Source organism: Opitutales bacterium (assembly GCA_013215165.1).
GTDB lineage: Bacteria > Verrucomicrobiota > Verrucomicrobiia > Opitutales > JABSRG01 > JABSRG01.
Genome location: JABSRG010000012.1, coordinates 50,139 through 71,934, shown reverse-complemented (window position 1 = coordinate 71,934; position 21,796 = coordinate 50,139). Strand labels below are relative to the sequence as shown.

The 21,796-nt window shown below is 50.0% G+C and carries 21 protein-coding genes and 1 tRNA gene; 10 read left to right on the top strand and 12 right to left on the bottom strand.

Going from position 1 to position 21,796, the window contains the following annotated elements:
* A partial coding sequence (locus HRU10_04055; GenBank protein ID NRA26406.1) for an IS4 family transposase occupies positions 1–910 on the top strand: 910 nt, incomplete at its 5' end.
* Between the two features lie 197 nt (positions 911–1,107).
* On the opposite strand, the gene HRU10_04050 is transcribed toward HRU10_04055, so the two are convergent.
* From HRU10_04050 to maf, 4 genes are all read right to left on the bottom strand, one after another.
* A complete protein-coding gene (locus tag HRU10_04050) occupies positions 1,108–1,695 on the bottom strand; it encodes a hypothetical protein (GenBank protein ID NRA26405.1) in 588 nt (195 codons plus the stop codon).
* Positions 1,696–2,292: 597 nt separating this feature from the next.
* Positions 2,293–3,174 (bottom strand): RNA pseudouridine synthase, encoded by an 882-nt coding sequence (locus HRU10_04045; GenBank protein ID NRA26404.1) that lies wholly within the window; start codon positions 3,172–3,174, stop codon positions 2,293–2,295.
* Positions 3,174–4,550 (bottom strand): hypothetical protein, encoded by a 1,377-nt coding sequence (locus HRU10_04040; GenBank protein NRA26403.1) that lies wholly within the window; start codon positions 4,548–4,550, stop codon positions 3,174–3,176. The genes HRU10_04045 and HRU10_04040 overlap by 1 nt, the downstream gene beginning before the upstream one ends.
* Entirely contained in the window at positions 4,540–5,148 is a 609-nt protein-coding gene (maf, locus tag HRU10_04035; GenBank protein NRA26402.1) for a septum formation protein Maf, read from the bottom strand. Before maf ends, HRU10_04040 begins: the two co-directional genes overlap by 11 nt.
* A gap of 169 nt (positions 5,149–5,317) precedes the next feature.
* Between maf and HRU10_04030 the strand changes: the two genes are divergently transcribed.
* The 9 genes from HRU10_04030 to HRU10_03990 all read left to right on the top strand — a co-directional run bounded on the left by HRU10_04030 (position 5,318) and on the right by HRU10_03990 (position 14,313).
* Complete coding sequence (locus tag HRU10_04030) at positions 5,318–6,307, top strand: MoxR family ATPase (GenBank protein NRA26401.1); 990 nt, start codon at positions 5,318–5,320, stop codon at positions 6,305–6,307.
* 6 nt (positions 6,308–6,313) lie between these two features.
* Positions 6,314–7,231: a DUF58 domain-containing protein gene (locus HRU10_04025; GenBank protein NRA26400.1), complete on the top strand. Its 918-nt coding sequence runs from the start codon at positions 6,314–6,316 to the stop codon at positions 7,229–7,231.
* 6 nt (positions 7,232–7,237) lie between these two features.
* Positions 7,238–7,840, top strand: coding sequence for a DUF4381 family protein (locus HRU10_04020; protein ID NRA26399.1), 603 nt, complete (start codon positions 7,238–7,240; stop codon positions 7,838–7,840).
* Positions 7,840–8,868: a VWA domain-containing protein gene (locus HRU10_04015; GenBank protein NRA26398.1), complete on the top strand. Its 1,029-nt coding sequence runs from the start codon at positions 7,840–7,842 to the stop codon at positions 8,866–8,868. Before HRU10_04020 ends, HRU10_04015 begins: the two co-directional genes overlap by 1 nt.
* On the top strand, positions 8,865–10,841 hold the full coding sequence (locus tag HRU10_04010) for a VWA domain-containing protein (GenBank protein NRA26397.1): 1,977 nt from the start codon (positions 8,865–8,867) through the stop codon (positions 10,839–10,841). Before HRU10_04015 ends, HRU10_04010 begins: the two co-directional genes overlap by 4 nt.
* Positions 10,838–11,521: a hypothetical protein gene (locus tag HRU10_04005; protein ID NRA26396.1), complete on the top strand. Its 684-nt coding sequence runs from the start codon at positions 10,838–10,840 to the stop codon at positions 11,519–11,521. Before HRU10_04010 ends, HRU10_04005 begins: the two co-directional genes overlap by 4 nt.
* Entirely contained in the window at positions 11,505–13,391 is a 1,887-nt protein-coding gene (locus tag HRU10_04000) for a BatD family protein (GenBank protein NRA26395.1), read from the top strand. Before HRU10_04005 ends, HRU10_04000 begins: the two co-directional genes overlap by 17 nt.
* Positions 13,388–14,140 (top strand): hypothetical protein, encoded by a 753-nt coding sequence (locus tag HRU10_03995; GenBank protein ID NRA26394.1) that lies wholly within the window; start codon positions 13,388–13,390, stop codon positions 14,138–14,140. Before HRU10_04000 ends, HRU10_03995 begins: the two co-directional genes overlap by 4 nt.
* 96 nt (positions 14,141–14,236) lie before the next feature.
* Positions 14,237–14,313: transfer RNA gene (locus tag HRU10_03990), tRNA-Met, on the top strand.
* 141 nt (positions 14,314–14,454) lie between these two features.
* Here HRU10_03990 and HRU10_03985 read toward each other — a convergent pair.
* The 8 genes from HRU10_03985 to HRU10_03950 form a co-directional block, all read right to left on the bottom strand.
* Positions 14,455–14,691 carry a hypothetical protein gene (locus HRU10_03985; GenBank protein NRA26393.1) on the bottom strand — a complete coding sequence of 79 codons (237 nt, stop codon included), beginning with the start codon at positions 14,689–14,691 and terminating at the stop codon, positions 14,455–14,457.
* Between the two features lie 54 nt (positions 14,692–14,745).
* A complete protein-coding gene (locus tag HRU10_03980) occupies positions 14,746–16,056 on the bottom strand; it encodes a relaxase/mobilization nuclease domain-containing protein (GenBank protein ID NRA26392.1) in 1,311 nt (436 codons plus the stop codon).
* Between the two features lie 12 nt (positions 16,057–16,068).
* On the bottom strand, positions 16,069–16,356 hold the full coding sequence (mobC, locus tag HRU10_03975) for a plasmid mobilization relaxosome protein MobC (protein ID NRA26391.1): 288 nt from the start codon (positions 16,354–16,356) through the stop codon (positions 16,069–16,071).
* Between the two features lie 269 nt (positions 16,357–16,625).
* Positions 16,626–17,384 carry an ABC transporter ATP-binding protein gene (locus HRU10_03970; GenBank protein ID NRA26390.1) on the bottom strand — a complete coding sequence of 253 codons (759 nt, stop codon included), beginning with the start codon at positions 17,382–17,384 and terminating at the stop codon, positions 16,626–16,628.
* Positions 17,381–18,103, bottom strand: a complete 723-nt coding sequence (locus HRU10_03965; GenBank protein NRA26389.1) for an ABC transporter permease — start codon at positions 18,101–18,103, stop codon at positions 17,381–17,383. Before HRU10_03965 ends, HRU10_03970 begins: the two co-directional genes overlap by 4 nt.
* 32 nt (positions 18,104–18,135) lie before the next feature.
* Positions 18,136–19,161 carry a methyltransferase gene (locus HRU10_03960; protein NRA26388.1) on the bottom strand — a complete coding sequence of 342 codons (1,026 nt, stop codon included), beginning with the start codon at positions 19,159–19,161 and terminating at the stop codon, positions 18,136–18,138.
* An 11-nt stretch (positions 19,162–19,172) separates the two neighbouring features.
* Positions 19,173–20,144 carry an ABC transporter substrate-binding protein gene (locus HRU10_03955; protein ID NRA26387.1) on the bottom strand — a complete coding sequence of 324 codons (972 nt, stop codon included), beginning with the start codon at positions 20,142–20,144 and terminating at the stop codon, positions 19,173–19,175.
* Positions 20,145–20,152: 8 nt separating this feature from the next.
* Positions 20,153–21,529 (bottom strand): hypothetical protein, encoded by a 1,377-nt coding sequence (locus tag HRU10_03950; GenBank protein NRA26386.1) that lies wholly within the window; start codon positions 21,527–21,529, stop codon positions 20,153–20,155.
* Positions 21,530–21,796 lie beyond the last annotated feature (267 nt).

Genomic DNA, 21,796 nt, shown 5'->3' with positions numbered 1-21,796 from the left:
GCAAAACCAGTTTCACGGCTTCGGACCGGCGGGGCGCTACAATGGACTGCCCCGTCGCTTCAAGAAGACCGTTTACAGTATCGACTCTTCAACCATCGCTTTAGTCGCCAACTGCATGGACTGGGCAAAGCACCGTCGGCGCAAGGCAGCAGCCAAGCTGCACCTGTGTTTAAATCTACAAACGTTTCTGCCATCATTCGCCGTCGTCGAGGAGGGCTCACACCATGACAGCAGTCGCATGCTCGCGTTGTGCGCCAGGCTGGTGGCGGGCGAGATTGCGGTCTTCGACAAGGCTTATGTTCACTTTAAGCATTTGTTTTCGCTGAGCACTAGAGGCGTATTTTGGGTGACTCGTGCCAAAGATAACATGCGCGCTCATGTCTGCAAGAAACGCAAGGTCTCGGGCAATATCCTGCGCGACGATGAGATTACCCTCAAAACCAAAAGCTCAAAAGCTGACTATCCTAAGCGCATGCGGCGGATCGTTGCCTTAGTCGAAGTGGATGGCAAAGAGGTCGAGATGGCTTTCATCACCAATAATATGGAATGGGCCGCTTCCAGCATTTGTGGACTCTACCAAAGTCGTTGGGCGATTGAGGTCTTCTTCAAACAAATCAAGCAGACCCTGCAGGTTTGCGACTTTTTGGGCCACTCAAAGCAAGCCATACGCTGGCAGCTCTGGTCTGCGCTATTGGTTTATCTGCTCCTTCGTTTCCAAGCATGGAGTTCGCAGTGGCCACATAGCTTTGCACGAGTCTTTACCATGATCCGAGGCGTCGTTTGGGATCGATTCAACTTGCATGATATTCTCGCGTTCTATGGGACAGCAGGTGGTAAGTGGAGGATGCGCGTTCAGCCGCAAGCCGCATATTTACCGGGCGAGGACTGGAGTGCCTATGAGACAGCATAGGGCTTATCATGGTCAAAACCGCTATTTTTCAATTTTGACCAATAGACACGATCAACCGCTACAGCCGATCAATACTCACCCCTGATCTCCGCCATCAGGCCTTATGGGATGGCTGTGTTATTATTTTAGGATCTCGTAGTGTTAACGGCGGCTTGATTAGTGTTAGGATCAATAGCGGCACGACTCCCGAGACTTTGTTACGGTGACGATGGAGATGCTACAGGTTCTCTCCCTATGCCAACCTCGAAGAATCCGCCATTGCCGTAACCAGGCCGACTTGGATAATCAATGATTTCGATACCACCGCCAAAATCCGGAAACGATGGGAATGGGAACTGCGGGATCCTTTGCCAAGATGGAAAAAATCTAATAAAACCAACGGAAAACCTGTGAAGCCACCCATATCCGGATGAATCGATATGAAAGTAATTCCACTGCTTACTAGCATCTGACCAGACATAGTTATCATTTTCTCCAGGAAAAAGATACCAACCGGTCAGAGAATCGATCCACACCCACTTTGCTTTCGAGTCCAATCCCGCCCGTGTCTCGTGCACATAAATCCAGCCAAATTGCCTGCCGTAAAGCCATGGGAAATTTGAGACTTCAACAACACCAAATCCGCTTATGTCATACCAAGAATCGACAACCTGCGATGCCTCCGAAAGAGTGAATAAAGTCCCTTGAAGAGGGTTTCTGTTTCCTACTCTGGGATCCGCAACTTGGGCCTGGACTTGAACAATAGCAGCAGAGAGAGCGAATGATATCAGGATGAGAACTTTCATAGTTGATAGAAGGGCAAAAATTCGCCCGTCCGTTTGATGCTTCTTACCTACTCGGGACTCAAGTACGAATCTACAATGCTCGTGACCAGCCTTGGTGAAACTCTGCTCTTTCTGTAGGGTGATCGCGAGAGCGATTGCCTTGGGGGTGGGTCAAAGCAAAGATCCAGCAATGGCTATCGCCCTCGCTCTACGCACGGCATCTCAGCTTTAATCGGTCAGCCGACAAACACCCCCTTCACAAAACAAAACATTCGCGTTTATTCACGTCCATTCGCGGATTCAAAAAAATTAAACCCAACTGCCACTGTATTCAGTTGTAGCCGAACAGCTCCAGCGGCGACAGAGCGCCGCTCCTACAACGTTTGAAACCTGTTAAGCCCAGCTTCGATCAGAATCGCGAAACAATGCTCTTTCTGTAGCGTGATCGCGAGAGCGATTGCCTTGGGGTGGGCAAAAGCTCAAGTGCAGCAATGGCTGTCGCCATCACTCTACGCATGGCGTCTCAGCTCTAATCGGTCATCCGACACACAACCCCCATCACAAAAACAAAACATTAGCGGTAATTCGCGTCCATTAGCGGATCCCAAAAAATAAAGCTCAGAGCCCCATAGATCCAGTCACATCCTTCCGCAGCACTTCACTGAAGCTTTTGGGAATCGGAGCCGTGGCCGTGAAATCGATTGGTTTGCCCTGCCAATCTAGCTGGATGCGGATTTTGTGCGAATGGAGGAACATACGGCCTCTTACTTTCGGGAAACGTTTTTCGACCGCCCGATTAAAGGCAAAATCACCGTATTTGCGGTCGCCGACAATAGGCATATGATGCATCGCAGATTGGACGCGGAGCTGGTGGGTTTGTCCGGTGATCGGGCTGAGTTCGACCAGGGAAACGCGCGGCTCGGTGCGAGCGATATAAAAGCGGCGCATGGTGCTTTTGGCTGGTTCGCGAGCCGGATGGCCTCCAAGTGCTCCCCGGCCCTGGACACGCACGCCCCGTTCATTGCCACCTCGGCTCATCTGCAGGCGGTCTGTCCAGCGTGCACTTTGCCGCTCCACCATACCGCGGACGACAGCGAGATAAATTTTCTCCACCTCGCGCTTGGCCCAGCGGCGCTTCACTTCAGCAGCCAGCTCAGGATCGGCACAGCAAATAAGAACGCCTGAAGTAGCCGAATCGAGCCGATTACAGAGCACGATACGATGGGACCCATACTCAAATTGCTCATTGGCGAAGTCATAAGTAGCATGCAGCCAAACGGGCTCCGACGCAGCGTCCTTCGGCTTTTTCGCAATCCCGCGATTGATGGCCAGTTGAGTAGCAGCCCGCTTTTTTGCTGGCGCTTGCGGATTCGGATGCGAAAGCAGCCCGGCTCCTTTATCGATGGCTATCAGGCCGCTGGGATGCGTGGCTAGGACCGTCGCACGATCGTGCAACGGCAGCTCAAGCAGCCAGTTTAAATGATCTGGAACAGTCCCCATCAGCGATAATGAAATGTAATCGTCATGGTCCGGCTATCGCCAAATAGCTCGATCATATCCTGGGGCCACGGATCGTAGGGGGCTCTGCTCTGGATGGCGTCGCGGCAGACATTCATCATGAGCCGAGAAGAGGTGTACTCGAGGGTCTTCATATCGGCGATACTGCCATCGCTGTTGAGCTCAAATTGTATCATCACACGGGTCCCCGAATCGCCGACGCGCATCTGCATACCGCGGAGTGTTCGGTGCCATGAGGTAGAGATATAATTCAGAAATTGCGCGGTATATTCACCAAATGCCGAGAACTCAGCATCGACTGCTACGGTACCCTCACGTCCAGCAAACGTCCCAGGGTTATCCATCAGGGGTCCTGGCGTGGTCTGAGGTAAAATGCGGATGCGTGGCCGCGGCACTTGTGCCTCGGTCGAAGGCTGAAACTCGGGAGTGGCGGCTTGCTCAGTCTCGCCAGGTTGATCACTGGGCGTCTCGGCGAGACCCTCCGGTTCGCCGCGTGGCGGAATCACGGGAGTCTCCTGAACAATGCGGAAATTGGGCTGGCTGCGTCGAACTGTGGGGATAATCCGCGAGGGTGCCATGGCTTGGAACGGCGTTTCGCTTACTCCAGGTTCGACCAGAGTTAGGCCGGCGCCTTCGCCCTCCAGGGATTCGGCTTCTTCACGTTGCAGAAAGGCTGGTGGAGGTGACGGTTCGGAGGAAGGCTGAATGAATGACGGGATAGGCTGTTGTTCTGGTTGCTGGGTTTGAGCAGTTTCTTGCTGAGGGGATTCGGACCGCACGGGATCTGCCGCATCGGCACCATCAGGAATACCACGACGTGTGGGCGTGCCGACCTGCCGATCTGCTTGCGTCACTTCACCCTCGCCAGGTCGGGCCTGCTCCGCACCCGGTTGGCCCTGCATCGCGGGCACTGCAGGCGATGGGGGGCTCGGCTCTTCGAGGCTCGATTCGACAATATTATTGCCCTCTTCATCGCTTTCGATCGTGGGGATAGGATCGTCGCTGCCGGGCACGGGATTTTCTCGCGCTGCCTGTTGATCTCGGTTGGACACAAAAGGAGATTCGTCCGGCTCGTTATCCGGCACATCTGGGTTGGTCTGAATATATTCAGGAGGCTCCTCTTCTACAGGCTGGAGTTCCAATACGTAACTCTCCTCTGCTGCTTCTTCGATCACTTCCTCAAAATTTCCCAAGCCCAGAAAATCGTCCCAAAATAAGGCTACAAGCCATAGATGCAGCAGGATCGAAATGACGAGCATAGACCCACCCGCTATCTTTTGTTCCGAGCCCGAATCATCGCCCAGACCCGGCCACGCAGGACCAGTCTTTGATCTCTCTGGAGGCTCTTCAATCATCATTGTTTCTGGGTAGGATCGCAATTCCGAGAATCTCTGCAAAATAGCGCCGCACCCGCGCTTCGGGAAGACCCATGACATTGCTGAAAGATCCTTCGATTTGCTTCAGAATAATATCCGTTCCCGCCTGGATTCCATATGCTCCCGCCTTATCCAACGGATCGACCAGCGTAAAATAGCGCTCTATATCTGTGTCCTTCAGGGGATTGAAATGCACCGTGCTCGTTTCGACAAAGATCTCAGGCTCATCGCCCCTGCCGTTAGAAATAAAAACTCCAGTCAGCACCTGGTGCTCTCTTCCTGAGAGGAGACGGATCATAGCGTGAGCCGCTTCCATGCTCTTGGGTTTATTGAGCACCTGGTCGTCGAGGAATACCGTTGTGTCTGCCGCTAAGACAACGGCATCCGAGAAACGATTTGAAACATCGACCCCCTTCATCTCAGCGTTGATCGAGACAAATTTTTCGGGCGACCCTTCAGATTCAGCCAAGGTATCGATCTCATCGGCATCGCTGCGCTCGACACGGAACGCGCTGACGATCCGCCCCAGAATCTCACGCCGTCGCGGTGATCCAGATGCCAATATAATGTCTCTTCCCATTCTCTAAGTCTTAATTGAATTTTTGAGTTTTGGCGAATTTTGGTACGGTCTCTTCAAAGAGGGAACTGGATAACTCAGAATTTGTCTGGCATAAGCCGGATGAATTTTGACAAATCAATTTGAATCAACGCTGTCATCTTCCTCACAGACAACTCCTTAGAATTACTACATGAGCCTTTCTCTGGAACAACTCAAAGAATCGATTCATCGCGAATCGGAATGGATCGCACAACTCCGTCGCGAGATGAGCCGAGTTATTGTCGGGCAAAAATACCTGATTGACCGCCTGATCATTGGCCTGATTGCCAATGGTCACATCTTGCTTGAGGGTGTTCCCGGCCTGGCAAAGACACTGTCCATCCGCACACTGGCCTCCGCGATCAATGCAGACTTTTCACGGATTCAGTTCACACCTGACCTCCTTCCCGCCGACATCATCGGCACTCTGGTCTACAATCCCAAGGAAGCCAATTTCTTCACGAAAAAGGGTCCCATATTCGCCAATCTGGTCCTCGCTGACGAAATTAACCGGGCACCAGCCAAAGTGCAATCCGCTCTGCTTGAGGGGATGCAAGAGCGTCAAGTAACCATCGGCGACGAAACCTTCACGCTGCCCAGTCCATTCTTGGTCCTAGCCACGGAAAATCCGATTGACCAGGAGGGCACGTATCCCCTCCCGGAAGCGCAGGTCGACCGCTTCATGCTCAAATTGAAGATCGGCTATCCCAGCCGGGAAGACGAGCTAGAGATCCTCGATAGCATGGGTAAAACGACCTCGGATACGGAAATCAATGCCGTGATCGAGATGGAACAGGTCCTCAAGACACGCAGCCTGGTCAACGAAATCTACATGGATGAAAAAGTGAAAAACTACATCCTCGACCTCGTTTTTGCGACCCGCGAACCAAAGGCCTACAAACTCGACATCGAGTCTTTCATTCAATTCGGAGCATCCCCGCGTGCCACCATCGCATTGACAGTCGCTTCGAAGGCTTGGGCTCTGTTGCAGGGCCGCGCATTTGTCACACCCCAGGATGTCAAAACTATCGGGGCCGACGTCCTGCGCCACCGTGTGATTGCAAGCTATGAAGCTGAAGCTGAAGGCATTGAGTCGGAAGACCTCCTGGCAAAGATTTTTGAGACTGTTCCTGTTCCTTAAGCCGCGATGGCCGTCGAACCTTCAACCGCCGAGATTCTAAAAAAAGTCCGGCAGATCGAGATCCGGACACGTCGTATGGTTACGGAATCCTTGACCGGTGCCTATCATTCCAGCTTCCGCGGCCAGGGCATGGATTTTGAGGAGGTGCGCGAATACGTCCCGGGAGACGATGTGCGCGCGATCGACTGGAACGTCACCGCAAAGATGGACCGGCCGTTCATCAAAAAATTCCGAGAAGAGCGCGAGCTGACGATGATGATCGTGCTGGACCTGAGCGGATCGGGTGATTTTGGCTCTAGCGACCAAACCAAGCGCGAACGCGCGGCAGAGATCGCCAGCGTGCTTTCATTTTCGGCGACGCGAAACAACGACAAGGTCGGCCTGCTCATCTATACCGATCAGGTCGAATTGATCGTTCCACCTAAAAAAGGACGTCAGCACGTCCTGCGCATCATCCGCGAATGCCTCTATTTTGAGCCAAAAAATCACGGCACACGAACTGACTTAGCGCTGAAACGCCTACAACGCATCCTGCATCGTAAGGCCATCGTCTGCCTTATATCCGATTTTCTAGACCTCTGGGAAGAGACCGTGGATGGGAAAGAAAACCCGGTCGCCTCGCAAATCGCGCTCGTCAATCAACGCCACGATCTAATTTGCATCAACATCTCCGACCCCCGCGAAATGATGCTGCCGGATGTCGGCTGGATCCGCCTAGAAGATGCTGAGACGGGGGAGATCATGGAGGTCAACACAAGCGACGCGACGGTGCGTGAAGCCTTCCTACGCAACAACCGAGACCGCATAGACCTGGTCGAAAAGACTTTTCGCAAAGTGGGCGTCGACGGTGTGACCGTCGATACCGCCGAACCGTATGTCGCCTCACTCCAAGCCATATTCAATCGCCGCGGAGCACGCGTCTAACCTGCGATGAGGATACAAACTCCAGCGAAACCTCCGTTCTCATTGACGCCCGATGACTTCGCGCCCCTGCGGCCGCACACATCGATTCCCCTGTTTCCTGAATGGGCAATTTACGCCTTTGCCGCCGGTGCAATTCTCTTGTTGGTGCTCGTCTTTTGGCTGATGCGTGGTGGGAAAACTAAGCCGCTAGCAGCGCGCAAAATTAATCCTCTGAATGAAGCACTCGAAGCTTTGAGAGCTCTGGAGCCCAAAGCTACGGAGATGGAAACGCGTATCTACTCCAGTGCGGTATCCGACATCCTGCGCGGCTACATCGAGCACGCCTGCTCACTCCCTGCACAAGAGCAGACCACAGAAGAATTCCTACAGGCCATTCAAGAACACCCCCTTTTCGATGAAGCCACCCGGGACGGTTTGGAAGAATTTCTAGAACTCTGTGATTTAGCCAAATTTGCTCAACAAAGCGTTGAGGTAGGAGAAAAACAACGTCTACTCAAACAGGCCCGCGAATTGATCGAGACCCTCTACCGATCCATCACCCGCAACAAACAGAACGAGAACCGACCCGCATCGCCCCCACCCTTGCCGAAGGAGGCGGCGACTGCCTGATGTTTAATTTTGGTCAACCGCTCTGGCTACTGGCGCTGTTGCTGATTCCGCTGTTCTTCTTCCTCAAAGGCAGACAGGGAAAGCCGGCATCGGTGAAATTCAGTAGCCTCAAGCTTCTGCGCAAAGGCCCGCGCCCCGTGAAAGCGGCGTCCGGCTTACCGATCCTCTTGTTTTTGGTCATCCCCTGGGCACTCGTCGTTATTGCTCTGGCTCGGCCTCGCCTCACGGAAACCGAAGAAAACGTCCAGTCTAACGGCGTCGACATCATGCTCGCGATCGATGTGTCCGGCTCGATGCGGGCTATGGATTTCTTTATCGAAGGGCAGCGTGACACGCGCTTGGAAGCCGTAAAGACGGTCGTTGCTGGTTTTATTGAGGAGCGCGAGTTCGACCGCATCGGCATCGTTGCGTTCGCCGAAGCCCCATTCCTCGTGAGCCCACTCACGCTTCAGCACGATTGGCTGAAGACAAATTTCGCCCGACTCGAAGTGGGCTTAATCTCACCAGGTGGCACAGCCGTGGGTGATGCTCTGGGCACCTCCGTCAACCGACTCCGCGAGCTGGAAGCTCAGAGCAAGGTCGTCATCCTACTCTCTGACGGAGAAAACAATCGAGGTCTCATTTCGCCCAGCTCCGCAGCTGAGGCCGCGGCGGCGCATGGGGTAAAGGTCTACACCATTGCAGCCGGCTCCCAAGACGTCGTTCCCTTCCCCCGCGTCGATCGCAATGGCCGCATCTTTCGAGATCGTAACGGCAGACCTATTCCGGGAGGCCGCAGCAATATCCCTGTAGATGAAAGCACGTTGAAAGCGATTGCTGAGACGACAGGGGGACGCTTCTACCGAGCTACGGATACGGAAGGCCTTGAGCGCATCTACGAAGAAATCGATGAGCTGGAAAAGACCGAGGTGACAGTCAACAGCGTCTCGACGCACAATGAGTTGTTCGCCTGGCCGCTCTGGTCGGCTCTGGGCCTGCTCTGCTTTGGAGAATTACTCCGCAACACCCGCATGCGCCGCATCCCATGAGCCTCGTTTATCCAGCAGCCTTCTTGATTGCGCTGGTCGCCGCCGTGGCGATCTATTTCTTCATGCAAAGCAGCCAGGGACGTATCCGTCGCCGTGTTGGCCGTTTTATCTCCAAGCGTTTGGCGAATCGACTGTTGCAGCATGAAAGCCGGCGCATCACGTGGTCACGCAACGTTTTATTGCTGCTTTCCATCGTTTTCCTCGGATTCGCTGCGGCACGTCCTCAATGGGGCAACGAAACTATCGAACTCAACGCGGCAGGCATCGACATCCTCTTCGCCCTCGATGCATCGAAGAGTATGCTTGCCGAGGACATCCCCCCATCGCGGATGCAGCGGTCTAAGATGGCAATCGAAGCCCTACTCCCCCAGATTCGTGGGGACCGTGTCGGTCTAATCGCCTTTACCGGAGAAGCCTTTCTACAGTGTCCATTGACCTTCGATACCAATGCCTTCCGCCTGGCTCTCGATGCTGTAGAGGCCGACATTATACCCTACCGCGGGACAAACATCGCTGCCGCGATCAAGGAGGCGGATGCCGCCTTTCCCGAGAATCAAAACATGAAGATTCTGGTGTTACTCACCGATGGAGAAGATTTAGAAGCGAGCGGCATCGAGGCAGCACGTGAAGCCGCCGAGAAAGGTATGACTATCTACACAGTCGGGGTTGGCAGTCGCAACGGGTCACGCATCCAAGTCCGCGACCGCTTCGGCAACATTAATTATCTCACAAACGATGACGGCACCCAAGTCATCACGCGCCTCGACGATGATACGCTGCGACACATTGCCGAGGCAGCAGGAGGGCTCTACGTGCCGCTGGGTGTCGCAGGAACCGGTTTGGAACGTCTATATAATGAGCGTCTTTCTGAGATCCCAGATGAGTTACGCGACTCGACTGAGCGGGAAATCTCCCATGAGCGGTTCACCTGGTTTGCCATCCCTGGCCTCATCTGTCTGACGCTTTCATTCTTCATCAACAATCGACGGTCGCGCACGCTCGGCCAGAGCATGAAGGCCGCCGCCATCCTTACACTCAGCTCATTCGCCTTACCGCAATACACGGAGGCTTCGGCATACACAGGGACCCAACAGCTTCAAGATGGGGACATTCCTGCCGCCCAGATCACCCTGTCACTGGCTGCAGAAGAAGAACCCGAAAATGTTCTCCTCGCTTACAACCTGGGAGTCGCTGCCTTCCGCAATGACGACTTTATCAAAGCGGCCGAAGGTTTCAAAAATGCTCTGCGAACCGGCGATATCGTACTCCAGGCTGATGCTTTCTATAGTCTTGGTCTGAGTCAGACTCTACAGGCATTGAAAGTCGATGTCAGCACGTTCGATCTCCTTCAAATAAACGAGCAAATTCGCTCGCTCTTCGAAACCGCAGCTCAAGCGCTTGAAGCCGGGGAGCAAGCATTGACCAACATTCCTGCACGACGCGACGCTTGGACACGCTGCGAACAAATCTTGCGTGCCGTGCGCGCGTTAAACGAAAACGTATCCGACCAGGCCCCCCAGCCCCGGGCTCGCTTTTCCCTACTCAATGAGGCCCAAACCAACTGGCTGAATGCTGCTGAACTCGATCCAGAAGCGGAAGATGTCAGCTCAAACCTCGACAAGCTGACGAGCTGGATTGAGCAACAAGGCCCGCCTTGGAAGGAATTTGAACGCCATGAAACGATGATTCCCCGGATCGAGGCTGCTCTTGAAGAGATGATACAAGCTCTCAAATCTCCGACTGAAGCGGTGCTTCAAGCTGAAGCCCTCGCAGACCAATGGGTCACCGAAAATAGATTTATCGAAGCGGCTGAACTCCTTAACGAAGTCGCAAAGCAGGATCCAACATCCATCCACTTCCAAGACAAACGGATGCGGATATCGGCTATCTCCAACATTCTCGCCCCACCCCCTCCACCGGACGAAGCAGAGCGTAGTCGCGCCGAGGGTGAATCCGAATCGCCGTTACCATGAAGACCCTGCGCCACATTTTTAAATTATTACTCATAACTTTGTTACCCGTTGCGGCAATCGCACAACTTTCACCCTTGGCTTACTTTGACGCCGGAGCACGAGCTTTCTATGATGACGAACTCGAACTCGCCAAACAAGCGGTGTTTGAGGGCTTAGATCGCTATCCAGGAAACGAAGAGCTTCAAAAGCTAGCAGAGCTGATTCGTCAGACCGAACAACAGCAGCAGCAACAACAACAGAGCCAACAAGACCAACAAAATCAGGATAGCCAAGGAGAGCAGGGCGAACAGCAACAGCAGCAAGACAGTCAAAACAACGAGCAAAACAACCAGGACTCCCAAGACTCACAGGCCAACAACGAGGAACAACAGCAAGGCCAAGAACCCCAGGAGCCCAATGCCGAGAACCAGAGTGAAAAGTCAGCTGAAGAATATGCCGATCAAGAGATCGACCCACAAGAACCCGGCGAGGAGATGGAGGGGCAGCAGCCCGAAGACGACGAACTAGCGGACGCGAGCGAAGCTCTACAAAACGTCGAGTTAGACTCTGAGAATATGCGGGCCATTCAGATGACCGCCGAGGACGCCGACCGCCTACTCAACACGCTGAAAGAACAGGAGCGGCAATTGCCTTTTATCATCACCACACGCCCAGAAGACCGCGATGCACGGGATTATTGAGTCAGTCTTTCTTCAACTAAGTATCCTGAGGCGGCATCCCCTGTCGTTTCTCGGGCTCATACTCGCGCCGATGTTTTATTCCACCATCCAGGCTCAAAACGCGCGGACCAATGTGACCGTGTCCTTTGAACCGAACATCATCGTTGTCGGTCAGCCTTCGCTCTTGAAGATAACCATTTCCAGCGAACAACAAAGTTCAGGCGGTTTCACAGTCCGAGGTAATATTCGGGGTGATTTTGTTCTTCCCAACATACCAGGACTCGAGATGCAGCGCCGCACGCCGAGCACGCAAACGAGGCAAATTAATATCGCCGGCAATAGTCGCGTCACCCAATCCGAGATACACTCCTACGTCGTGCGCGCCAACACGCCGGGTATCTATAGCCTGCCTTCGTTCGAGGTGCAGGTCGGCTCCGAGGTGTTTCGCACGACAGGCACTAGCTTGGAAGTCATCAAAGAAGCCGCACCCGGGACAGGCGGCAGTCCCCTCTTCGTCGAACTCGTTATGCCACAGGAAAAAGTGTATGTCGGCGAAACAGTAAAGGCGACCGTCCAAATTTGGGTCACCGAGGAAATTTCCGCCTCTCAGCCCGTACGCGTAGATAAGATCGGCACGGCCTTCGCCGAGTCAGCACGCGCTCAACAGTTTATCCGTGGCCGCGCTCAGCGCGATGGCACGACTTACAATACGCTATCCATCCCAGTCACGCTGACTCCTGTGAAGGGCGGTCTCCAGACCATACAATATCAAGCCGACATGCAGATCGCCGAGCCAGACAGAGGTCGATCTTCCACCCAGAGCCTATTGGGCAGTCTAGGATTACCGGCGATGTTTAACCGCAACGTCTCAGAAAGACGCATCGTAACAGACCTGCGTGAGATACCCGTAAAACCGCTGCCATTGAAAGGCCGACCCCGCTCATTCACGGGAGCGATCGGCGAGTTCGGAATCAAAGCACGTCCCACGACAAATGATGCGATGCTGGGCGAACCCATTCGTCTCGGTATAGACATTATTGGCCACGGAAATTTCGACCGCATCCAGGCTCTCGAACTGGAACTCGGAGAGGACTGGCGGGCGCTCAATCCAGAATCCAGTTTTCAAGGTGGTGATGGCTTGGGCTATAGCGGTCGCAAGCGATTCATCTATTCCCTCATTCCGGTCTCTGACGAAATTACGCAAATCCCCCAGATCGCCTTCACATTTTTCGACACTGCATTGGAGACGTATCGGACGATCAAAACCGAACCGATTCCAGTAAGCGTCGCGCCAAATCCCAATGCCGAAGATTTGGATGCTTACTTCGATGAGTTCGTCACGACTTCCGAACAAAGCGATGATGATACCAGTCTTTTTGTCACGCAGCTGGGCACCCTAAGCAGTGTCCCCACTCCCCTGGCAAGTGTAGCCACAGTGCGATGGGGTAATGCTCTACTTCTGGCACTCGTGAGTGGTGGGTGTATTGCGCTGGCCATACGCCGCAAGCTCGAGGGCGACGAATTTCGTAAACGCCTCTTCGCCGTGCGCGCAGCCATCGAAAATCAACAAAGCGCAGCGGAAAAAAATATGGTTGATCAGCAGTCGGCTCCGTTCCTTCAGGCAGTATCGGCGCAGGTACGCCACGCAATGGGCCTCAGCTTAGGGGCTTCGACGCTCGCCTGGACCGCAGAAGAGATCGACACAGAGGTCGAAAGAGTCACGTCCCTCCCAGATGAGGTCAGTCAGGACACGCGTAGCTTTTTTGCGGACATCGAACACTATCTCTACGAAACCAACCAGACTGAAGAAGATATCATCTTTAGTGATTGGACAGCCCGGACAGAAAAACTCGTGCGCGCTTGGATTCAATATGGGGAGGGCCAGAAATGAAGCTTCTCACCGCAATCGCGATATTTCTCAGCCTGTTGCCAGGCACAGCGCTGTTGAACGGTCAATCTGCTGTGAGTCAAACCGACTTCAAAGCCGCCATTGCCAGCCTTGAAAACGGTGAATGGCCCACGGCCATAGAAACCTTCGAAACAATGGTTGATGCAGGCGTAACCAACTATGCCATTCATCAAAACCTCGCTGTCGCCTATTGGAATAATAACGAGCCGGGGCCTGCACGGTTCAACGCTGAGCGAGCTCTTTTATTGAAACCCCGGGCAGAGAAAACCCTCAACCTACTGAGTGAAATTACCTCTCTGGAAAGTCTGCCGACCATCGATCCTGATTGGCTAAGTGACACATTGCGAAGCCTCACTCCAAACGCTTGGTTAATACTCATTATTTTGTTTTTTTGGGCCTGGTTGGGTCTTTGGATATCGAGGGCCTTTTTTAAAGTATTTCCAAATCACGATAGTGAACTACGCCTTGCTCAGCACCTCAGTCTCGTTGCGATCGTTTTGCTCAGCGGGGCCTTTTGGAAAACATACGACTGGTATCACGAGGCCATCATCACCGAAGATGACATCATCCTAAAACTGGCCCCCACCGAACAGAGCCCAACGCTGCGACCCCTTGCGCCGGGAGAGAAAGTATCGACGGCTCACAGCCATAACGATCACGTCTACATCCTAACTCCCGATGGCACCCAAGGCTGGATCCCTGAGTCCGCCGCCCAACGACTCTGGAAATAGAGCTCTGATCGGACCATTGAGCGTGGACCGCATCGAAAATCCAAATAACTTCTTTACATCCGTAGATCTCATCATCATCTTGAACTCTTTCCCCATTGCAGGGTGGAGCAGCCCGGTAGCTCGTCAGGCTCATAACCTGAAGGTCCTCAGTTCAAATCTGAGCCCTGCACCCAATTTTAAAGCCTTAAATCCCGCACAGTCAGTGACTTGCGGGATTTTTGTTTTTGCAGAGCCGTGAAGTCAAATTTCACGAAATGCAGCCAAATGAGGCGTTTTTGGCAACCGTTTGGCAACCGCTCTGCGGTCAAATGCCATCAGATGCGCAGACGACCGGAACGCGGTCTGACCGTGCAGCGGTCAGCCAAAGCCTGTTTTACAGCCTCAATATCAAAGCGCACCAGATGCCCGATCTTGATATAGGGGATTTTACGCTGCGCTTGCATCTGCCGCACCCACCGCAAAGATGGACGGCAATCTGGTTCAAATAAGGCTTTCAAGAGGCCGTTTGCATCAACAAGTTTATGATCTGGGGAATTTAGAAGCTCACTCATGCTTATAGATGCGTTTTTCAATCGCTGTTTATCCGACAGTTTTTTTGAAAACCGTCATAATTGAAAGCCGCGTGATGATTGCTGATATGAGCGATGCCTGTGTTGTTCTTTGCTCTGTTGCGGGAAAGCTTGTTCCTGCAAGCGGTTTTTTAGACGTTTTACGGCTTGTTTTTGGCGGTTGGTGAGGATTTTCAGATCACGGTCGCGTTTGTGTTCTAGGGTGCTGATTGCCTCGTGGTAGCGGGTTTGTGCATCGCGCAAGGTTAAGATCAGGTTATCGCGTTCAGAACAGATTTTCTTGTGACGCCCCAAAAGCTTCCCAAAGAAACCAACCTTTTTGAGCTTCGTATTAAGGCTGCGGATATTCGCTTTTTGATCAGCCAAGCCATAGTAATCAGCAAGCTCGGTTTTGGCTTTCTCAATGCGGGTATGGTGGCTGGTATAAAGCTGGGCGCGTTCTTCTAGATGCTGGTTTTGTAGATCAGCAAGGCGGATGGCGTGTTGTTCTGCCAAAGCCTCTTGCTGTTGTTTCTCTGCGTTACGTTTTTGTTTTTCCGTCTGTTTGTGTTGTGCCTGTAAAGTGGCCGCATCAGGCAGGGCGGTGAGATCAAGGTCGGATAGTCGTGCATTGAAATGCTTGGTCTTTACGTCCGGCAGATGTCGCACCGGATTGATCGCCTTGCCGTAGCGATCCACCACAACCAGCCGTTTATTACCCTGTGCAAGTTGGTAGCCTTCAGTCTGTAACGCTGTCATAAAATCACGCCCGTTTTGGCTGGCCTCCCATGCCTTCACGATCACCGGATCGCCATGTTTGGTCTGCTGGCCGCGCTGCCTCTTGCGGTGGTTATCCTCACGGGCAGGGCAATAATCTGTGCCCTCACGCCGCTGAAAGAGCCGCGCAAAATCTGACAGCTTGCGTTTAGATCGGCTGAGCTTTGCAGCGATCCCGGTAAGTGGATGCACGCGGTTAACGATCATATGAATATGCGGCTGCGGCTCATCGTGGTGGCAAGCGATCAAGGTCTGGTGCTCTTCTAGGCCAAGGCGCTTGAGCGACTCCTTGGCAGCTTGCATCATTTCACGCCTGGTCGGGGATTGCTCAGGGTGCCAGCTTAGCGAATAGGTGAAGACAGGTTTTTCTAATTTACGGCCTGTGTTCTTAACGCAAGCGGCCTGCTTTAGACGATCATGACTTTGGGCGGTGTAAGCCATAAACCGCCATGCTTTTTCGGCGGTATCCGCCATCAAATTCAGCGTTTCTGTCCACGCAACCCGCGCATCGGTCAGCGCGTCTTTGTCATGACAATAATACAGGAACGCCCCTTTAAAGGACGTTCCCATGCCTGCGATTACAGGAACCATTTTGATTTCTCCCTAGAGTTGCGCTTTATCCATCAGCGCATTGATGCGTTTGCATAGCGTTTCCAGATGCCTCGGGGTGTTGCCCGTGATATGAAACCGCTTGGTGATCTGGTTGAGGTTCACGCCGATATGGTGAAGCTGCTGGATCAGCGCGGGGTCGGCGTGATTATGCGTTCTAACCTGAACCGTTTCTGACCCGCCAAGAGCCATTTGCCGCGCCAGCGCATTAACGCTTACTCCCATCGCCGCCGCTTTGTGTGATAAGCGAAGGTATTCGCTTTGAGTAATCCGAAAGATCACGGTCGCAGATTTTTACTGGTCAGCATGTTTCTTTGGTCTAGCCATCTAGTATCCTTTACGCTTGGCAGGTGGGCGTGAACGACAGACACAAAAAAACGCGCTCAATGGCGCGTTTTGTCTTGGGTCTGAAATGGGGTTAGTTTGAAGGGGCAGCGCCCCATCATTCAGGGGGAGGTTCAGGAGCGGGGCAAAGCCCCCTCCGACAAGATGTAGCGAAGCGGTTTTTGTTTACAAAAACACATCTTGCTACGCACTCAAGGACACAACGCTTATGACAACATAAGTTCGTCGTGTATTTTGAATCGCCTCCTTACAAATTCATTATTTTTGCGAATACCTAAATTCCGCGGCCTCTGAAATTCTACTTTGAAAACGCTATCAATCTGCTTAGATTTCAACCCGAGTAGATAGACACAATCCGACAAAAAAATAGCCTCTTCGATATCATGTGTGACGAGAACAATAGTTTTGCCACTATTCTCACACGCACTGAGCAAATCAGTATAAAGCTTTTCTTTTAGAAGCGGATCTAGACCGTTAAACGGTTCATCGAGGAGTAGAATATCCCCATTCGAAACAAATGCTCGTGCTAGAGCAACCCTTTGCTTCATTCCCCCGGAGAGAGTATCTATTGAGCTCTTTTCTGCGTCCCTAAGACCAAACCGATCCAGCCACGTATTAACATGGTTTACTATTTCATCAGATGACAACCTTTGAAGCTTAAGAGGTAGTGCAATGTTTTCGCTAACATTTAGCCATGGAAATATTGAAAGATCTTGGAAAATCACCGACCTTGAGGTGGATGGGCCAAGGACATTTATGTTTTTGTGGCGAATACTACCTGTTGACGCTGGCACAAGACCGGCGATTGCGTGTAATATAGATGATTTCCCGGATCCAGATTTTCCAATAATTGTGGAGAAGCTTCCCGCTTCTATTTTTAAATTAATATTCGCAACAACAGGATTATCTCTAGCAGCATCGTAGTTAATCGAAACATTCGATAGTTCAACAGCAACTTTTTTCATGATACCCTCCTAAAAAAGGAAATGTCGAAAAGTAAAAGCTGGGCCACATAATTACAGAAACCCAATGAAACGATACCTATTATCATCCTTTCGACATTGTAAACTTGGTTCGATACATCGATCCGATATGCGATTCCATGAGTCGCACCCGCTATTTCTGCCGCGATCAAACAATAAAAAGAAATTCCCAGCGCAATCCGAAGACCGTTTAGAAGAGCATTCTTATTTGCTGGCAAATAAACATATCTAAGTTTCTCCAAGAAATTCATCCCAATAGTCTCTCCATACCAAATATATTTCTTATTCGTTTGAGAAAGTGAATAGTGGGTCGTTGTCCAGATAGGAACTACAGCACCTATGAAAACTAAAAAATATTTTGAACTCTCACCGAGTCCCATAAAATAGACAACAAAAGGAACATAAGCAATCGGAGGTATAGGCCGAGTGATCGATATAAGGACGCCTACGGTATTGTTTGCAATCTTGGAGAAAAAAGTAAGCAAACCCAAAGGTAATCCTATAGCAACTGCAGCTATAAAACCGACACTTACTCGTTTGAGACTTGCTATTAGATCTTCCACGAAAAGACCTGTTTTTAAATCTTCTAAGAATTGGTGTAATACACTGCTAGGAGCTGGAAAAAAGGTAGTATCGTAGAACTCAAAAATAGAGGCAATGTGCCAGATTATCACTACAGAAAGTAGAGTGATATATTTCATGATCTGTTACACCTCCTGCGCGATGAAAAAACTTAACTGTCGCACCGAATATATCTTTTCGACCTATTCTTGAAAGAATTTGATAACTCTGGCCAAGATTCATCTTTCACGTCTGATAGCTTGGTTGTTATCGAAGGCCTACCGCTAACTACCAATGAAAAATATCCTATTCTAGAATAACCGTTATTTAATAAGCTTTTTAACCACTCTAAGCAAGGGACTGTTTTGGGAAGCCAATCATAGAATCCTAAGATGTCAACGTCACCGACTTCGTAAACTTGATCAATTGAAAATACAAACGACTCCGGTAGGTTCATGAGACTATTCTCGATAATAGGGCGATTATTCTTTAGCAAACTGAGCATAACCATATGAAGCTCTCCGTCTTCGGATAAGAATTCAGGGAGTCTTTTTACTAGACGAAAATACACCTCCAAACCATCACTGCCGCCATGAGAATGCACAAAATAGTCGAAGCTCTTTGGTAGAGGCACAAATGGAGGATTGCAGGAAATCGCATCGAATTTCTCTTTGTTCGAAAGATGTTCGTAAACGTCGCTAAGAATGAATTCACACTTATTTTCTAAGCCGTTTAATCGAGCATTAAATTCAAACTCTTCTTTTGATTCTAGTGTTATGTCGGTCGCGACGACGTGGTCGGCAGAATACTTAGCTGCAGCAAGGGCAACGATGCCAGACCCAGTACCTACATCTAAAAATCTATGAGATTTTTTCCTTGTTGCAGACTCCGCTAACAATATCGATTCATCTTGAAAGGGAGGGAATACACGATTTAAGTTTTGATCATCGGGTCGGTCACTTACGATGAATAGGTCCCTAAACTTCGTAATCGATTTATTTGTGCTTACTAGGCTACTAGAATCATCAAGCAGCCCAATCTCGGAGAGTGGTTCAAGCTCTACTCCCTCAAGTTCTTCAGCTCGAATAGTCTTCCCCGTTTGAAGCACGTCATAAAATGCGGACCTGTGTAACCCATACCAATTCCTCAATTGAATATTAGCATGCTCAAAAACCGACTTATCAACTGTTATTATCATCTCAAATATTTTTAGTTAGACACAGTGTTTAGCGGGTTGCGATACATTAACTGGGAAAAATCAATATCTACTTGAGATGCTTTTTGTATTATTTTCTCAGATACAGCCCACTCATATTGGCTCGACAACAGATCTTCGAAGCCCGGCATTATCTCCACCTTAAAATCATAGTTTTCCCAAATATCAGAGAGCTCTTCGATTTCCATCCCTGTCTTCTTGGCAACTATTCTGATGGCTTCCTCTTTCTCAGTGTTTATAAAGTTCTGTGCATCTAATAGTGCCCTTAAAAACTTCACATGAACTTCATCATTGAGAGTTTCTGAATCTCCTACAAAAGCAATGTTGAAGGTTTCTGTGTAAAAAGAAGCCCCCGAGAAAAACGTCGCATCACTACCGATAGACTTCATACCCCTAGACGCATGGGGCTCCCACATCGCGTAACCATCAATATCTCCTCGCGAAAAAGCCGCGGGCATCTCAGTTGGCCTCATCGATAAAAATTCAATATCCGAAAAAGATAAGCCATTTTCAGAGAGGAACTTTGATAGAAAATAATGGGAACTGGTCCCTTGGAGTGCTGCTATTTTCTTCCCCTTCAGGTCTTTAGGATCTTCAATTCCTTTAATCGTATTTACTACTAGCTTACAATCGTCTGGTGAAGATGTGAAAGTGCCGAGAACTCTAACAGGAAGTGAACGAGCTCCAGCAAACATTATTGGAGTCTCCGCAACCGTCGCATAATCAGCAGAGCCGCCCAAAACTGCGTCAAGGGCAGCTTTTCCTGAGGAGAATGTAACTGTTTCAACATCAAGCCCATTGTCAACAAAATACCCATTGATCTGAGCGATTATCGTTATACTGGATAATGGAACTAGATTTTCTGCTAGAATTAAACGCTGTGATTCCTTTTCTTTAGGGACGCATGAACAAAAGCCTAGTAAAGCCAGTGTTACTATTACAAATGTGAAGGTTTTTTTAATCATAGTAAGTCTTAATTAATTTTGGCTATTTTCGAAAAACAAGCGCTCAATTCATCCAGCTCCTCCCTGTTAAAATCTATCCCATTCCTTTTTGAATTAACAGTTTTTTCAAAATCCGCCCAGGTCTTATGTTTACTGAAAAAGCCACCATTTTGTTCACGTCTCTTCTTAATCTCTTCCTCCATTTTATGAGTGAAAGTTCTTGCTGTAGACTCGCTCACGTCAGGAGGTTCAGTTGCTTCGACTCGTCTTCCAGCATCAACGTTTATATTCTGCAAAGAAAATACACCAGACATGCAGTTGTAATTCCATCTTTCATGCTGAAGTTTTTCATTCATAAAAAATAAATCATTCTCGAAGTGATTCTTTAGTCGCTCAATCTCGTCACCAAAGATATTTTCTTCACCATCATTTATTGCACTCATAGCGACGGGGATCTCTCGACCCAATGCAATCGCTTCTTCTTTTCTATGGGTAAAGCCTAACGAATGTAGCAAAAACACTGCAGAATCACCCCACATGTGCCAAGCTGGGTATGTATCTGTTCCTTTATATGAAATATAAATCGATACATTAGCGTTGAACCTATCATTTTCTGCCATTTTAGCGGATAAATTTTTTAATACTGTCAAAGCAAAGTGGCGAGCGGAAGCGACATAGGTATTGAGACCGTTTATTTCCGTCTGGTCCTCATCAACTAATCCCGGGCAAGCGATGAAGCACTCCTCAAACGGCAATGAAGATATACTACCAGAATTACTTGCGCAATTTTTTATTCTCTTGCGGTGTAAAGCATCAATACTTTCTACGAGGTCATATCCTTGTTTTCCAGATCCTCCAATCATCGTCCCGACAAGCCTAACTTGTTTTGTGTTAGTTGAGACCATATCGTCGCTAGCGATCAACTTGAGCATAGTTTTGTCAGCATTGTCGGTATAAAATATTCGACGTTTGGCGATCAGGTCCTCATAGTTTTTCAGTTTTTCGAAATCTGACGCGATCGTGTTCAGTTCTGCAGATAAGCTTCGAAAGGTATCAACTATCGATTCATTACCTTCATTTTGATCGACACTACTATGAATCAAACCAATGTTTGTTTCTAATCTCTTATTTGCATCAACAAGATCCCTGCTATGGTTCACAATCCAAGGAGGCTGATATAGTTGCAGCAGCCAAGCCACTACCAGAAAAGCTATTGTTACGAGAGTCCCGTAGAAAAAGACCAGCCCTAGGTATTTTAGATTCGTCAAAGACTCTTTGACTTCCGAAAACTCTGCGAACGCGTTATTTGTAAGAAATATTGTAACCGATACGGAGGCAAAAAGAAGTACGGTCGAACCGACAAATTTGCGAAGCTCGCTTCCGTCGACTGGTATCCCCTCTTTCATTTTATTACGCATAAATTTTGGTATTTGACATTATACACCCGCTATAATCAGAGAAGTCCCCAGCAATAAATATTCAATTCAAATAAGCCTGAGGCTAATATTTCATTTTAGAAGATCCACCTGAGACTCCTTCGCCTCCAATAAAAAAAAGTATTAAGTCTCAAATAATCGATATTTTGCAAATCGAAAAGCATCAATATCACAAGGCTAATAAAGTTTCCGAATCAAAGTAATAATCAATGCATTATATCGCTATGAGCGAATAGC